Source organism: Schaalia sp. lx-260, from assembly GCF_021083645.1.
In the GTDB taxonomy this organism is placed as follows: Bacteria; Actinomycetota; Actinomycetes; order Actinomycetales; family Actinomycetaceae; genus Pauljensenia.
Window position 1 is genome coordinate 436007 of the sequence record NZ_JAJNRQ010000002.1, and the last position, 14769, is coordinate 450775.

11 protein-coding genes and 1 tRNA gene are annotated in these 14769 nt (G+C 50.3%); 3 read left to right on the plus strand and 9 right to left on the minus strand.

From position 1 onward, the window contains the following. Nucleotides 1-45: 45 nt before the first annotated feature. Genes dop through LRP57_RS03925 form a run of 3 tightly spaced genes read right to left on the minus strand, consistent with a single transcriptional unit; the run spans nucleotide 46 to nucleotide 4188 of the window. Nucleotides 46-1602, minus strand: coding sequence for a depupylase/deamidase Dop (dop, locus tag LRP57_RS03915; RefSeq protein ID WP_231205213.1), 1557 nt, complete (start codon nucleotides 1600-1602; stop codon nucleotides 46-48). Further along, nucleotides 1599-3152, minus strand: coding sequence for a proteasome ATPase (gene arc, locus LRP57_RS03920; protein WP_231205214.1), 1554 nt, complete (start codon nucleotides 3150-3152; stop codon nucleotides 1599-1601). The genes dop and arc overlap by 4 nt, the downstream gene beginning before the upstream one ends. Next, complete coding sequence (locus tag LRP57_RS03925) at nucleotides 3145-4188, minus strand: tRNA (adenine-N1)-methyltransferase (RefSeq protein WP_231205215.1); 1044 nt, start codon at nucleotides 4186-4188, stop codon at nucleotides 3145-3147. The genes arc and LRP57_RS03925 overlap by 8 nt, the downstream gene beginning before the upstream one ends. Before the next feature lie 81 nt (nucleotides 4189-4269). On the opposite strand from LRP57_RS03925, the gene LRP57_RS03930 reads away from it, so the two are divergent. Further along, a complete protein-coding gene (locus LRP57_RS03930) occupies nucleotides 4270-5118 on the plus strand; it encodes a RecB family exonuclease (protein WP_231205216.1) in 849 nt (282 codons plus the stop codon). Between the two features lie 207 nt (nucleotides 5119-5325). Here the strand turns inward: LRP57_RS03930 and LRP57_RS03935 are convergent, their stop codons facing one another. Then, a complete protein-coding gene (locus LRP57_RS03935; RefSeq protein ID WP_231205217.1) occupies nucleotides 5326-6183 on the minus strand; it encodes an undecaprenyl-diphosphate phosphatase in 858 nt (285 codons plus the stop codon). A gap of 63 nt (nucleotides 6184-6246) precedes the next feature. Here LRP57_RS03935 and LRP57_RS03940 point away from each other — a divergent pair, with 63 nt between their 5' ends. Then, nucleotides 6247-7185, plus strand: a complete 939-nt coding sequence (locus LRP57_RS03940) for an aldo/keto reductase (RefSeq protein WP_231205218.1) — start codon at nucleotides 6247-6249, stop codon at nucleotides 7183-7185. Nucleotides 7186-7475: 290 nt separating this feature from the next. Here the strand turns inward: LRP57_RS03940 and LRP57_RS03945 are convergent, their stop codons facing one another. The 4 genes from LRP57_RS03945 to LRP57_RS03960 form a co-directional block, all read right to left on the minus strand. Beyond that, nucleotides 7476-7781, minus strand: a complete 306-nt coding sequence (locus LRP57_RS03945; RefSeq protein ID WP_231205219.1) for a DNA primase — start codon at nucleotides 7779-7781, stop codon at nucleotides 7476-7478. Between the two features lie 26 nt (nucleotides 7782-7807). Continuing rightward, nucleotides 7808-8905: an FAD-dependent oxidoreductase gene (locus tag LRP57_RS03950; protein ID WP_231205220.1), complete on the minus strand. Its 1098-nt coding sequence runs from the start codon at nucleotides 8903-8905 to the stop codon at nucleotides 7808-7810. Nucleotides 8906-9112: 207 nt separating this feature from the next. Continuing rightward, on the minus strand, nucleotides 9113-10150 hold the full coding sequence (locus LRP57_RS03955) for a GNAT family N-acetyltransferase (RefSeq protein WP_231205221.1): 1038 nt from the start codon (nucleotides 10148-10150) through the stop codon (nucleotides 9113-9115). 1 nt (nucleotide 10151) lies between these two features. Then, nucleotides 10152-10838, minus strand: coding sequence for a DsbA family oxidoreductase (locus LRP57_RS03960; RefSeq protein WP_231205222.1), 687 nt, complete (start codon nucleotides 10836-10838; stop codon nucleotides 10152-10154). Nucleotides 10839-11013: 175 nt separating this feature from the next. Here LRP57_RS03960 and LRP57_RS03965 point away from each other — a divergent pair. Next, nucleotides 11014-11099: transfer RNA gene (locus LRP57_RS03965), tRNA-Leu, on the plus strand. Nucleotides 11100-11778: 679 nt separating this feature from the next. On the opposite strand, the gene LRP57_RS03970 is transcribed toward LRP57_RS03965, so the two are convergent. Beyond that, nucleotides 11779-14769 (minus strand): MSCRAMM family protein (locus LRP57_RS03970; RefSeq protein ID WP_269213824.1); only part of this gene is annotated, 2991 nt, incomplete at its 5' end.

Sequence of the window (14769 nt, forward strand, 5' to 3'; positions counted from 1 at the left end):
ATAACGCAAAGATAAAAGTACGAACTACCGAATAGTTACGGCCTCTTATGCTGGCAGGTCAGGTAGGTAGCGTTCTATGATGGCCCGGTCGACGCCTTCAGCCTGCGGCAAAGGAACACGAATCAGGTCAGCACCTCCCGAATCGAAAACAAGGGATGTCCACGATGCTTTCACTAAATCAGGACGGTGAGCAACTGCTCGACCGCGTATATATGCGCGAGTATTCGATGGTGGTTCCGTTACTGCTTCACGTACTTGTTCTAATGTGAACATGCGTCGTACACGGCCAGCTTCTTCTAATTTTGCTACGAGGGAACGCTGCGGCCTCATATCAGCCCACTGCAAATCCATTGCCACTAACCGTGGATCATCCCATTGCACGCCTAAACGTTCTTTTTGACGGGAAAGTAACTGGTATTTCGCTACCCATTCCACTTCAGGAGCAACAGAAAATAGATCACGTTTCATACGGTCAATAATGTCTTGCCATAATGTTAATGCGTATGCTGATTCTGTATCCGGCTCAATACCAAGCCGTTCATAGGTGGCACGCACTAAATCCAGATAGGTTTGTTGCATATCTACAGCAGTCCACGAAGCGCCACCTGCCGTTGTCATACGGTAATCAATATGAGGATGGTGGCTGACTTCCCATGTCGCTTCTACCGGGTCATCTAAAGCTAAAGCTTCCCATTCCAGACCGATTCCCTGCTCGATAGCCCATAAGACTAACGAGGTTGTAGCGAAACGCAGGTAAGAAGAATAGTCAAAAAGGTTCGCATCTCCACCGATAACATGCAGACGACGAAAACGGGATGGGTCTGCATGTGGTTCATCACGCGTGTTGATAATAGGACGGTTGAATGTGGTTTCTAATCCCACTTCATTTTCAACGAAATCTGCACGTTGCGATATTTGGAAACCTGGTTTTTGTGAACGCTGACCGATACCTACACGCCCTGAACCGCATAAAATCGGTCGGGTCACCATGAAAGGCGTAAGCCCACGAATAATGTCCTCTAAATCAACGTCACGTCGTACTTGATAGTTTTCATGTGTTCCGTAGGCCGCGCCTTTTCCATCTGTGTTGTTTTTTACGAGGACAATTGCGCCTTCTGGCTCTTGGGTAAGTTCAGCCATCGCGTCGCATGCAATAAGTTCGCCTGCACGGTCCCATAAAACAGCGTCGCGTGGGCCAAGTGTTTCAGGGGCAGAATATTCCGGATGGGCGTGGTCCACATATACTCGCGCACCATTGGTCAAAACAGCCGCTGTAGCAGCTGGGAGCGCCAGTTCTTCGGCTCGTGGACGCGGCACGTGTTCTTCCCCGCCTGATGGGGCTAAATGGTACGGGTCGTCTGTCAGTAAAGAAGGGTCTGCTGCTGCGCGTGTCATACGCATTCCGCGTAGGTCATTCAGTGGATCTTCTGCAGTGTAATCCCATCTCACAGGAGCAGAGTCTGCAGCAGGTGTTTTTTGACGTGAACGCCTGGCAAGGGCGCGTATCGTTTGGGTTGATAGGAGTACGGGATTAGCCCACGTATTTCCTACTTGATAGATACCGAATTCGGTTTCTGTTGCGATGATACGATTCACGCTCATTGTGTGGTCCTTATAGGTCGTAGTGCAACAATTTCAGCTTCAAGTCCTATGGTTCTGGCCCATTCAGTTGCTGAGCTTGATGCTGCTACATCTACTGATTCACCTTTTTCTTCTTCTATTCCCTGTATCAGGTGGTCACGGTGCAGACCGTAAGGGGAATTGGCAAGGAAATCTTTGATGGCATATTTTTTTGCTCGCTCAACGATTCCTGCGATAAGTGCTCCAGATAGGACATCTGCAAGGTAAATGGTGAGTGTACGCCCATCGGCTAGCTCAGCTTCACGCAATGCCATATCGTTTGTGCGTGAAAATAGTCGTTCAACTGCTGCTTGGATTACGGCTTCGCGTGCAGCTTCTGGAGTGCCAGCGGCAGCTATCTCATCAGGATGTAGCGGAACGGTTGAACGTAAGTGTTTGCTGAAGATTTCAACAGCGCCTGCACGATCCGGACGGTTCACACGAATACGGACATCTAAACGTCCTGGTCGTAAAACAGCTGGATCGATCATATCTGCGCGATTAGAAGCGCCAATAATGACAACATTTTCTAAGGATTCAACTCCGTCCATTTCTGCAAGGAGCTGAGGAACAATCATTGTTTCAACGTCGGAGGAAATACCTGAACCGCGTGTGCGGAAAAGGGCTTCCATTTCGTCAAAGAATATGACAACTGGGACATTACCTTGGGCGAGTGTGCGGGCTCTCGAAAAGATCGCACGTATATGGCGTTCAGTTTCACCAACGAATTTATTCAGCAACTCAGGGCCTTTAATGGACAGGAAGTATGCTTTTTCAGCATGGTCGCCTGAAAGTGAGTGGGCAACTGCTTTAGCTATCAATGTTTTGCCTGATCCGGGTGGTCCGTATAGCAAAATACCTTTGGGGGGTCGAAGCCCGAAACGCTTATACAGGTCAGGATGACGAAATGGTAGTTCAATCGCATCACGTACCTGACGTATTTGCTCATGAAGACCACCGATGTCGTCGTATGTGACGTCGGAGATTTCAGGGGTCAGCATTTGTTCGACGTCTGAACGAATGATGCGTTCTAAAGCGATACCTGCGCGCATGTCAATGACAACGCAATCACCTGAGCGTAGATTTCCGTGTCGTAAAGGGCCAGCAAGTTCAAGGAGGATTTCTTGCCCGTTTTCTGCCGCAACAAGTAAGCGGTCGGGTTCAACAATTTCACGAACAACACCGATTGATCCCGTGCGAGCCATTGCGTCTGCTGCTATTGCAATCATTTTGTCATCGAGACGTACCCACTGTCCGACGCTCAGATTTGTGATGTTCAGATCGGGGGCGGCAGCAACACGCATACGCCGTGATGCAGACATGACTTCAATTTGTTGTTCACCAACATGTGCAGCTAAAAAGATAGCCATTGTATGAGGAGGACGGTTCACTTGTGTTAATTGTTCTTGCATGTGTACAAGTTGTGAACGTGCCGTGGTCAGTGCTCGTGAAAGGCGTTCATTTTTTTCTTCAAGGGAAGTAATCATGCGTCCTTGTTCACTGATACGAGCAGAAAGAACATCCTCATTCATCGTCTTTCCCTTCCACCCATGCTTGAGTTTTAGCTGAAAGGTCACGGCGTACTTTACGGATTTTCTTTGGGCTGCTTATCCGTGCTCCTACGGCTTCATCGCTCCAGTTTTCTTGGTCATCCCACATGCCTTCTTTTCCATCAGCACCCGGTGAGGGGCGTGTATGCCGCTCTTGTGAACGCACTCCGGGGGCAAGGCGACGAGTGGTTACTAGGAAACCTGTATGCGCCACCATACGATGGTCTGGCCTGACAGCAAGACCATCAAGGTGCCAGCCCCGCGCCATAGTTTCCCATGCTTCAGGGTCAGTGAAACCACCGTAAGAACGGATATCTTCAACAAGGCGTGACATTTGAGTGACTGTGGCAACGTAACACAGTAAAACTCCGCCTGGGATCAGGGCGTGGGCTGCTGCGTCTAAGTTTTCCCAGGGTGCCAGCATGTCAAAAATAATGCGGTCGATACTACCCTCATTCATCGCACATAGTTCATCAGCTGCATCTGCAATACGTAGATCCCATGCCGGATGGGGACGCCCAAACCATAGGTCAACATTTGCCCGAGCAATATCCGCAAAATCTTCACGACGTTCAACGGATATCAGATGCCCGTGTGTTCCGACAGCATCAAGCAAAGCTAAGCTGAGGGCTCCCGAACCGGCTCCTGCTTCAAAGACGCGTGCCCCTGGGAAAATATCAGCATAGTGAATGATTGTTCCCGCGTCTTTTGGGTAAATGATGGCGGCTCCGCGTGGCATTCCCATCACGTAATCGTGACGTAATGGGCGAAGCACTTGGAATTGTCGGCCTTCAGGGGTGGTAATTACTTGACCGTCAGGATGACCGATCAGATCGTCGTGGTTAATTCCTCCACGATTAGTTTGGAAATATCCTCCCGCAACAAGTGTGATCGTGTGTAGTCGCCCTTTGGGGTCTTTAATTTGTACTCTGTCGCCCTCACGAAGGTTTCCTCTGCGAGTTTCTTGCCCTATCGGGAATGTTGGGCGCAGGTTTTCAGGAGTTATCTGTGTGCTCATCGTATTGAAGTTTATCGCTGTGTCCACATTCTCTGCTTGTCAGGTTCGCCACTGTTAAGGGTTGCCACTACCGTGGTATGTATGGCACGTACAAAGACATGGGAACCAGCCTTGTCAGCATCGCGGGCAAAGGAATATCGTCGTTGTCCGCTGCAGTATCGGCTGCATGTGGTTGATGGTTTCACCGATCCACCAACTCATGCCACAGCGATGGGAACACTGATTCATAGTGTTCTTGAGGATCTTTTTGATCTGCCTGCGCACGAACGCACGGTTACATATGCGCAAAAATTACTGTCGGAGCATTGGCAGAAAACCTGCGAGGAAACCCCTGAAGTACTGTCTTTATTTCCTGTGACAGACGTGCAAGATGATCCTCTTGCTCAGGTGCGCTCGTTAATTTCCTCGTATTTTGATATTGAAAAGCCTCAGCATATTTCACCTGTTGCGCGTGAATATCATGCGGAAGCTGTGACTCCTGACGGTGTGCGTTTGCGCGGTTTCATTGATCGCATTGACCGTTCACCTGAGGGGCTTTTGCGTGTTGTTGATTACAAAACAGGGAAAGCTCCTGCCCCTCGTTTTGTCGAAGATGCCTTGTATCAAATGCGTTTTTATGCACTTTTACTTATGTTGAAGGATCGTTTTCCCGCGCGTTTGCAGTTAGTGTATTTGCGTAGTGGTCGTGTTCTCACACTTGATCCGGAACGTGAGGACATCATTCGTTTTGGGAAAGATGTTGAGACAACGTGGGCTTCCATTGAAAAAGACGCGCATCAAGGCGTATTTACTCCTCGACCTAATCCTCTGTGTCAGTGGTGTGGGGTACGTTTTGCATGCCCTGAATTTGGTGGTGTAGTTCCTGAGCTTTCTGAAGAAAAAATTACACGCCTCCTCAGTACTCGAATATCCACCTCAACAAGGACGTGAGGTACGTGAAGTAAGGTTTTTCATCACTTCACTGCGATTGTGACTTTCCGTGCCCTTCTCCTCATTTTTAGCGTCCTTCCCTGCCTGCTTTTCTCCCTCACTTTCTGTTTCACCGGGAAAATATGAAGCTGTTTTCTTCCGATCAGCACACAATATTTCTTTAATTTGTGCGCAGTACTCGTGGACGATGTTTCACATATGCACCCTTTAGCTCACCATTGCATGTGAAGTGGCTTCAAGTATTCCGCTTGTCAAAAGGATGGCCAGCACAGCAGCTATTGCCAATCGGTACCATACAAATACGGAATACGACTGTGTGGATACCAAACGAAGAAACCATACAATCACAATCCATCCAACAAGGAAAGCTACAAGTGTGGCACCAACCGTTGGGGCGACATCAACATGTTCTCCACCAGTGAACACTTTTGCAACCTTATACAGGCCTGAAGCAAAGACTGCTGGCATTGCTAAGAGGAATGAATACCGCGCGGCAGCTTCACGCGTGTATCCCAGCGCTCGCCCCATGGTGATAGTTCCACCGGAACGTGAAACACCTGGAATTAAAGCCATTGCTTGTGCGAAACCGTACAGAACAGCGTCTTTCCATGTCATACGTTCCAATGTGCGAGTGCGCGGTGCCCATCGGTCTGCAAGTCCTAGAAGCGCAGCGAAAAACGCCAAAGTAAAGACGCTCACCCACAGATTACGGAAAGTGGTGTCAATCCAATCTTCAAGCAGTAATCCGAGGACACCGATAGGGAGTGATCCAACAATAATCATCCAACCCATACGTACGTCAGGATCAGTAGCGGGGACGCGGTTTTCTTTTGGCCCAATTGGTAAGGCTCGGAACCATTTCGACAAAATACGGGCGATATCTTTCCAAAAAACAATGAGGACAGCGGCTTCTGTCCCTATTTGAATGATTGCGGTAAAACCTGCACCAGGATCAGTAATACCTGTGAGTTCGCCTACTATACGCAAGTGCGCTGAAGATGAAACGGGCAGAAATTCAGTGAGTCCTTGAACTAAACCCATGATAAGTGCATCAAGCCATGTCATGTCTTTACTGTATTCCCTGTCTGCCTCCATGCTGAAATACGCTGTACAACGTAAGGTGGCTTTATGGAAATTCGTCAGTGCGGGAAGTCGGGTTTGTTTGTCTCGGCTCTGGGCCTTGGAACGCTTACGTGGGGACGCGACACTGAGCTGCATGAAGCAGCTGAGATGTTGGAATTTTTCACGGACTCCGGTGGTTCTCTTGTGGAGTGCGCACCGTGGCATGGTGATGGTGCGGCTGTTGATGTTCTGGGGCATTGTGTGCGCACGATAGGACGACATCGGCTGATTTTGGCTTGGCGTGGGGGTTTACGACGAGGTGAAGGGGGTGTGGCTCATCCTTCATCTTCGCGTGGCGCTATGCTGGCGGGTTTAGATGAGGCTTTGGAGCGTTTAGGGACAGATCATGTTGACCTGTGGTTACTCACTCCTGATCTGCAAGTCCCGTTAGAGGAAAGTCTTGAGGCTTTGGAGGTGGCGTATCGTTCTGGTCGTGCGCATTATGTAGGCCTCGATCACCTCAGTATGTGGGACACAGCACAGGCAGTATGGGCGGGACAGCACGGTACTTATCCACCTATCAGCGTGGTGGAACAAGAATTTTCTTTAGTGAATGCCCATCAGCAGGCAGCGTATATTCGTCAATCATATGAGGCAGGTCTTGGGGTCTTTGCTCATTCGCCGCTTGCCGGCGGAGTGTTGACAGGTAAGTATCGTCATTCGACTCCTCCTGATTCACGAGCAGCTTCAGAGCACCTTCGCCATACAGTTGCTGATTATGTGACAGGTTCACAGGGGATAGTAGAGGCGCTGGCACGTGCTGCACAGGGGCTTGAGCGTTCGATGGCTGATGTGTCTTTAGTGTGGGTGCGCGATCATCCCCATGTGACTTCAGCGATTATCGGGCCGCGTACGGCACGTCAGTTAGAGCAGATATTGTCTTCTTCTCTATCGCCTTTACCTACCCCTATTCGTCGTGTACTCACTGAAGTGGCTGATTGCTGATTGTGTTGGCACGGATTGAGGAAATTTATTCGCCTACCCTTCACGCATATGAGCCTTTAAGGGAGCAGCTACCTGTTGGGCTGAGCAGCAAAAGCGCTCTTATACGTATAAGCCTTGGTTCCTGCGCAGGTTAGGAAATATTCATCAATCCAGTCGAAATACCCTCTTGTAGTGTCTAACGCACGGGATTGGGCTCCGGAGTGAACTTTGCTCCTCTGAAGATATGAAATGAAGCTAACCCCAGTTATGAGGTCAGCTTCATGAGTAAAAAATTCCTTCAGAGGAAAACTTTAGTCGATGTCCATATCGTAAATATCGAGGTCTTCACTATCGTCAAAGTCTTCATCGTCTAGTTCGTCGTCGTTTTCTTCATCTTCCTCGTCGTATTCCTCATCGCCTTCATACATGTCGAAAGGTAGTTCTACATCAAAACGTCGGAATAGGACATCGTCGTACAAGAAGAAAGCGTCACGTAGAGCAGATTCAGCCTGTTCCAAAGCACGTTCATCAAGCCTGTCCTGTGCGCATGCCACATCAAAGTGATGTTCAAAGGCTTCGATCAGGTGGTTTAACGCATGACGTGGATCTGTGCTCATAGTCACATCTTACCTTGTTCCTAGAGTTACGGCAGGTTTAGTTGTGCGCGAATAACTGACACCATGAGGTCTGCACCTTTAATTTCTGCTGTCTCATCTGCACCAAGAATTCGCGTATTTCCTTCATCATCCAGTAATTGTGAAGCACCCATCCGCGGTCCTAATGGGAGGATCACCCATTCTTTAGTCGGACGATACACGTTTTCTGGTTGCTCTCCACGAATCTGAGCAGAAATATTCGCAATAACTACTCGCGCTTGCTGGCGGGCTGCATCTGCGCGTTTTGATTCACGCACATCAGTAATATCACCTACGGCATAAGTATTCGCATATCCGTTCACCTGAAGGGTTGGTTCCACTCGGATTGTCCCATCGGGGTGCAGAGCTTCTTCATAGGATGTTCCTGCTAAGAAACCCGAATTTGCGCGAGCACCGTAGCATTGGAACCAAAGATCCGCTTGTATTTCTTCACCGTCCACCGTTTGCACCGTAAAATGCCCTAGCTCACCCACATTAAAAGGCGGAAGGTAGGCCAAACTTGATCCTGTGATAAGGCGAATACCAAGTTCAGCAAGCTGAGTCTTAATTTCTTCGCGTAGTTTCGGTGAATACCCTGGCGTGGATAAAATATCTTGTTCTTTTTCCACGATTGTAATGTTTAAGTCAGGGTGTGTTGCCGCAAGTTCACCGGCGAATTCAATGCCCACAGTACCACCACCGACAAGCATGACAGAACGTGCAGCACGTAAATTTTCGTGCAATTGTTCCAAACGAGCTTGCGCCACTTGAGCACGAGAGGACGAATACTTCGCTGGGAAGGGGTAGGTAGATCCTGAAGCAAGCACCACATAGTCAGCCTCAATAGGTTCACGTCCGTACACGTGAACAGTGGTTCCTTCAACCCGTGACACAGTTCCTTGAATGAAAGTTCCGTGCGTGAGCAGGTTGGAGTATGGCATGAAAATGGAGTGTTGCCATGTTTCTTCAACTGCAGCACGTAAAGCAGCCGCATGGTGAACAAAACGATCTTTTTGTTCTACAAGGATTACTTCCGCTAAAGGATCCAAACCTTTAGCTACTGTTACGCCTCCGTAGCCGCCACCGACAACAACAATGCGAGCCATTGTGGGCCTCCATTTCTTACTCGTATGTATCATCGTCTCATTAAGTGCGCATATGCACCATGTAAAACACCGTGTGCAGTGTCGCACTTTCGTGTCACACGATTTTTCCAACGAAAATAATGCCTGTTTTAGCACCTACATCATATTTTCAGGGTGTCTAAAAATTTCACACGGCGCTGTTTCTTCTTTCTGAATGTATTCCTCGTGTCATTCATCCAGTTTGAGTGCTCTGCGCACATTCGGTGGGAAAAAATTCGGGCCTTTGAGGACTTTCCCATCTTCCCGCAGAAGAACAGAACCATCGGGCATAAGTTTCGACAGGTTCGACGCTTGAACCTCATCAAGAACCGCATTTAAGTCAATACCGCTTTCTAAAGCCATCCCGTAAATCACGTAGACCAGGTCGGCTAAAGCATCCGCAGCTTCGACAACGTCATGCGTATGATCGGATATTTCTTTTGCTTTTGCAGATGCGTCCTCAATGATTTTTCGAGCTTGTGGGCCGTAAACTGCGCCTGTAAGTTCAGCGAATTCCTCACTGATAAGCGACATTCTCATATCCAGACGGTCAAAATCTAAGGTAGGCCGCTCCCCTTCAGCTACACGATTTGGCATTGAGTAGGTCGTATGAAATTGGGTAACCAATTGTGCTGGGCGTGTCGAATCGTATTCCAGAGCAGGTAAACCAATTTTTTGAGGCCCGTCCCATGGGCTTGCTGGTTCTCGACGGTCTTCTTTTAGTAGGGAGGCTACCCAAAATTTACCTGCATCGCGCCGCGTAATTCCTTCCCGTTGGAAGCCGCATCGCCAGACAGGTTTCCATGAACCCCAGTTTCCTACATTCGCAAACCATTCAATGCGTGTGGCGTGAAAGCGATCAAAAGCAGTGGCCACAGCTAGGCGAACGGCTTGCGTCATAATTCCTCTACCCCATTGATCGGAACGTGTCATGAAAGCTATTTCAAAGCAATGAGGAATACGTGCGTGACTGAACAGGTTAATGCGTCCAAGGAGTTCACCCGTTTTTCTACATGTAATAGCCCAATCTAGCTCACCTTTATCCCAAGCATCAGCAACTTCGTTCAGGTGAGAGTAAGCCATTTCTTTCGTGTAAGGCCACGGAATAGTTGTTGTCTCAGCAAATCGTGGGTCTTGGAGGATTTCATAGAGTTCCTCAGCGTGTCCTATGCTCATAGGTACGAGGCGAATATTTTCCCCCTCAATATTTACTGGCGTAAAACCCATGTCATTGTTCCTTCCGTGAACGGGCGTGTTTCCACGCTGTATCGCAAGCGTGACGTAACGCTGTTGTTGTCTGCATTCCTTGGAGTACGAATGTATTATCAAACAGCAAGGTAGGGACAGAATCTATTCCCATGTGCATAGCAAGCTGGTATTGCGACCAGACATCATCAGCTGTTGCTGGGTCCGACAAAGCAAAAACTGCATCCTGTGGGGATATGCCGATATCTTGTGCGCATCCGATAATGACCTCAGGGTCAGCAATATTTGATCCCATCTCAAAACGTGTACGAAAGATTGCGTCGGCGAATTTCAGAACTAATGTGTCTGAACCTGTGTTTTCTCCTGCTTCCCAAGCTGCGATATGTGATTGAACGAGTACGCGGAAAGCAGCGGTTCCTGGAGCAAGAATCATGGAATCAAGGTCGAAACGGATACCTTCTGCGCGTCCTAATGCCATAATCCGATCGCGTAGGGCCAGCGCTTCAGCGGGTTGCATATCTTCATTTTCAATGAGGGATTGCACCCAGGGCATGTCGGTTACTTCTTCTTGTGCGGGGTCAAGAAAAAATGGGCGCATAGTGACTTCAACTTCGTCGCGGTGAGGAAAGTCTGCAAGCACCCGACGTAAATGTCGAAGTGTGAGATATGACCATGGGCAGGTGAAATCTCCCCACATTTCGATCTGCATGAGGCATCCTTTTCGTGAGTTCTCAGCTTTTTTCTTATATTTTGCCGTATTTAAGCTATTTATGATGTCAGCTCACAGACAAAATATGCGCTGTGAGCTCAATTTGGTATTACCCCCTCTTTTCATGCTAGACTCGTCTGCGCTTGGAACAAATTGTTTTGTTTCATCGTCATCTGCGCGGGTGGCGGAATAGGCAGACGCGCTAGCTTGAGGTGCTAGTCCTCGTACTAGAGGGTGGGGGTTCAAGTCCCCCTCCGCGCACGAGAAAAGGCTCTGTGAATGTGAATTCACGGAGCCTTTCGTTTTTTCGATCTCTTTGGGGCCTATTGGCCAAAGCGGGCCTATTGGCCAAAGCGTGTTGGTTTTTGGGGCCTATACGACAGATCTTGTTGGTGGGGTTCTTGTTTTTTGGGCCTATACGACAGATCTTGTTGGTGGGGTTCTTGTTTTTTGTTGCTATGAAGCCCGAAAGTGGGTGTTGGACTCGTTTCGGCTCGAGTTTTTGGTTGGTCATTTCGTGTTGGTTTTGTCCTGGTTTTTTATTGATATTACGGGGCAAATTCGGTGTTGGAGTCGGCTTGGATTGAGGGATGGGAAATCCTCAATGCAAAATCTGCGGTGCTACAACTCAAAAATAAGGCCCAATTCAAGCTGATCGACCACGATTTCTCTGTCCATCATTACCGATATTCTTCCGAGGGGTCAGTACTCACGTGAGTCACTTGTAGCCCATAGTCCCATTCACTTGTTTCCATAACATGTAGTGCATTCAGAAAATAGGCTACCGGCCAGAAAGGTATGAGGGTATGCCCTTCAGTCGAAACCGCGTAGCCTGAGTCATGCTACCGGCCAGAAACATGTGTGTAAAAGAAAAAGAGGGATGCTCCCCTTTTTTAGGGGAGCATCCCTTTCCCGCACGCGCGCGGGGTTTATGCGGGGTTTATTGTGTAGCTACCCCGTTCACACCGTGTATGCATCGTGTGCGTCGTGTGCGGGTGGTGGTTATGAGTGTCAGGCCGGCTAGTGCTGTGCTTGCGGCCAGTACCCAGATGAGCGGCATAGCGCCGGTCATAGCCAGGGCGCTCTTACCGATCTTGACCGGGACAGGCTCATTAACTATCACGCCGGCATCTACTCTCACGTCCTGCTCGCTCACGTTGACTGTGCGTGTTTCCTGGTTTAACAGGTAGCCATGCGGGGCATGAACCTCACGCACCACCCACTGCCCGTACACGGCAGCAGAAAAACGCACAACACCATCCGAGCCGCTGGTCGCGCTCAGCCTTTGCCCGCTTTCTTGATGGACAGCTTCAAAAACAGCGCCAGCAAGACCATGACCCGCCTTGTCTTGTTTACGCAGGACAATATCAGCACGTATCGGAGTATTTTCCACGTCTTCTACCTGCACAACCTGCCCATCTTTTTGAAGAACCGCCATACGCGTCAGGCTGGAAGCACGATTGTACCCGGGCGCAGCAACCAGCTCACGCACCACATACGATCCCATACGCAAACCAGCAAAAACCACATCACCATTCACATCAGACACACCCACAGCAACAAGCTCGCCCCCCGCAGGGCTTGCCTCACCTGCAGGAGTCGTGTTGGCCGCGGGGTTTGTGTCGGCGGGGTTTGTTGTGTGGGCGCCATTTTGTGGCTGCTCGCCCGTGTTATCTGTGCTGTGGGCAGGAAGGCTCATGTTTTCTGGCTGCTGATACACACCAAACTTCACGCCTTGTAAAGGCTGGCCTGTTTCAGCGTCAATCTTATGCACCCGAATACTGCCACGCATCGCGGTATTCACATACTCGCCCAAAGCAACAACCTGCTCATTACGAGTAATACTCGCCTTCAGTGTCACACTACTGGGCAAGAACGATGCAGGCGCGCTCTTTTCACGCACCACATACTCACCGTACGGCACGCCCTCAAACGAGACCACACCATCACTCGTGCTGGTTTGCTCACCAACCACGCCGCCTTGAGCATCCACAAGCTCAAAGACCGCGCCAGCAAGCCGAGCACGCGTTTCAGCATCAACCTTGGTCAGCGTGATACTGCCGCGGATCAACTGATTAGCTACCTTACCAACTGAAACACGTTGCCCGTCATCATCTATACGCACACTACGCGCACTCGTGTCAGGCAAATAGCCCTCAGGAGCTTGCACTTCACGCAGCACGTACTCACCATACGGGACACGCTCAAACACAACCGAACCATCAGGGGCGCTCGTTCGAGTATCAAAAGCACTCTCCGAAACCCTATCCCCGCTCTTAGCAAACAAGGAGAACACCGCGCCAGCAAGCGGAGCGCCAGTTTCAGCGTCCACCTTACTCAGCGTGATACTGCCGCGCTTGATCGGGTTTTCTACCATGCCCGCATCAACCCTAGCGCCATGCTCACGCACAGCAACATCAGCCGAATAATCAGCACGCAACACGTGAGAAACCAGGCTCGCGGACTCCACAAGCGTGTAATCCCCGTACGCCACCGAGCTGAAAGTCGCCATGCCAGAAGAATCAGTCACAGCCTCATACTTGACCACGCCCTCTTGCTTCAACTGGAAAGTCACACCAGCCAAAGGCAACCCACTGTCAGCATCAACCTTCGTAACTGTCACCGTGCCGCGGATCAACTGATTCGTCACAGGAACAGAACGCAAATCAACGTCCTGCCCATCCTCACGAACAGACACATCCTGCTTCCACGCAGCATTCAACACGTAATTAACCAGACTCGCGCTCTCACGCAACTCATAATCCCCAAACGGCACGCCCTCAAACGAAGCCACACCATCAGCCCCGGTCTTTGCGGTCGCAAACGGCGTCTCAGACACCACGCCCGCCTCAGTCTTAGCAAACAGGGAGAACACCACGCCAGCCAAAGGCACACTAGCATCCTCAGCATCAACCTTCTTGACCTTGATGCTGCCGCGCTTCATCGTATTCGTAAACGCGCTACCAGTCAGATCAACAAGCTCGCCCTCACCACTCACACTCACCTCACGACCCGCTGCCTCAACAGACGGGTTATACGCAGCAAGCGGACCAGTCTCACGCACCACATACGACCCATACGGCACACGCTCAAACGAAGCCACACCATCAGCCCCAGTAGTCGCGGTAGCAAACGCGCTATCAGACACCACACCATCGGTCTTAGCAAACAGCGAGAACACCACACCCACCAAAGGCACACTCTGCGCCTGCCGGTCAGCCTGCTCACCCAACTTCTTCACCTTCACAGTGCCGCGTTTAATGGGGTTATCCACCGTACCCACATCAACCCTAGCGCCATGCTCACGCACAGCAACATCAGCCGAATAATCAGCACGCAACACATGAGAAACCAGGCTCGCGGACTCCACAAGCGTGTAATCCCCGTACGCCACCGAGCTGAAAGTCGCAACCCCAGAAGAATCAGTCACAGCCTCATACTTGACCACGCCCTCTTGCTTCAACTGGAAAGTCACACCAGCCAAAGCCGCCCTAGTGTCAGCATCAACCTTCGTAACGGTCACCGTGCCGCGCTTCATCGTATTCGTAAACGCGCTATTAGTTAGGTCAACAAGCTCGCCCTCACCAGTCACACTCACCTCACGGCCCTGCGCCTCACTGGACGGGTTATACGCAGCCAGCGGACCAGTCTCACGCACCACATACGACCCGTACGGCACGCCCTCAAAGGAGGCCACACCATCAGCCCCGGTGGTCGCGGTAGCAAACGGCGTCTCAGACACCACACCATCGGTCTTAGCAAACAGCGAGAACACCACGCCAGCCAAAGGCACGCTCTCAGCCCCCGGGTCGGCTTGCTCGCCCAACTTCTTGACCTTCACAGTCCCGCGCTTCATCGTGTTTGTAAACGCGGTGCCAGTTAGGTCAACAAGCTCACCCGCACCAGTCACACTCACCTCACGGCCCTGAAC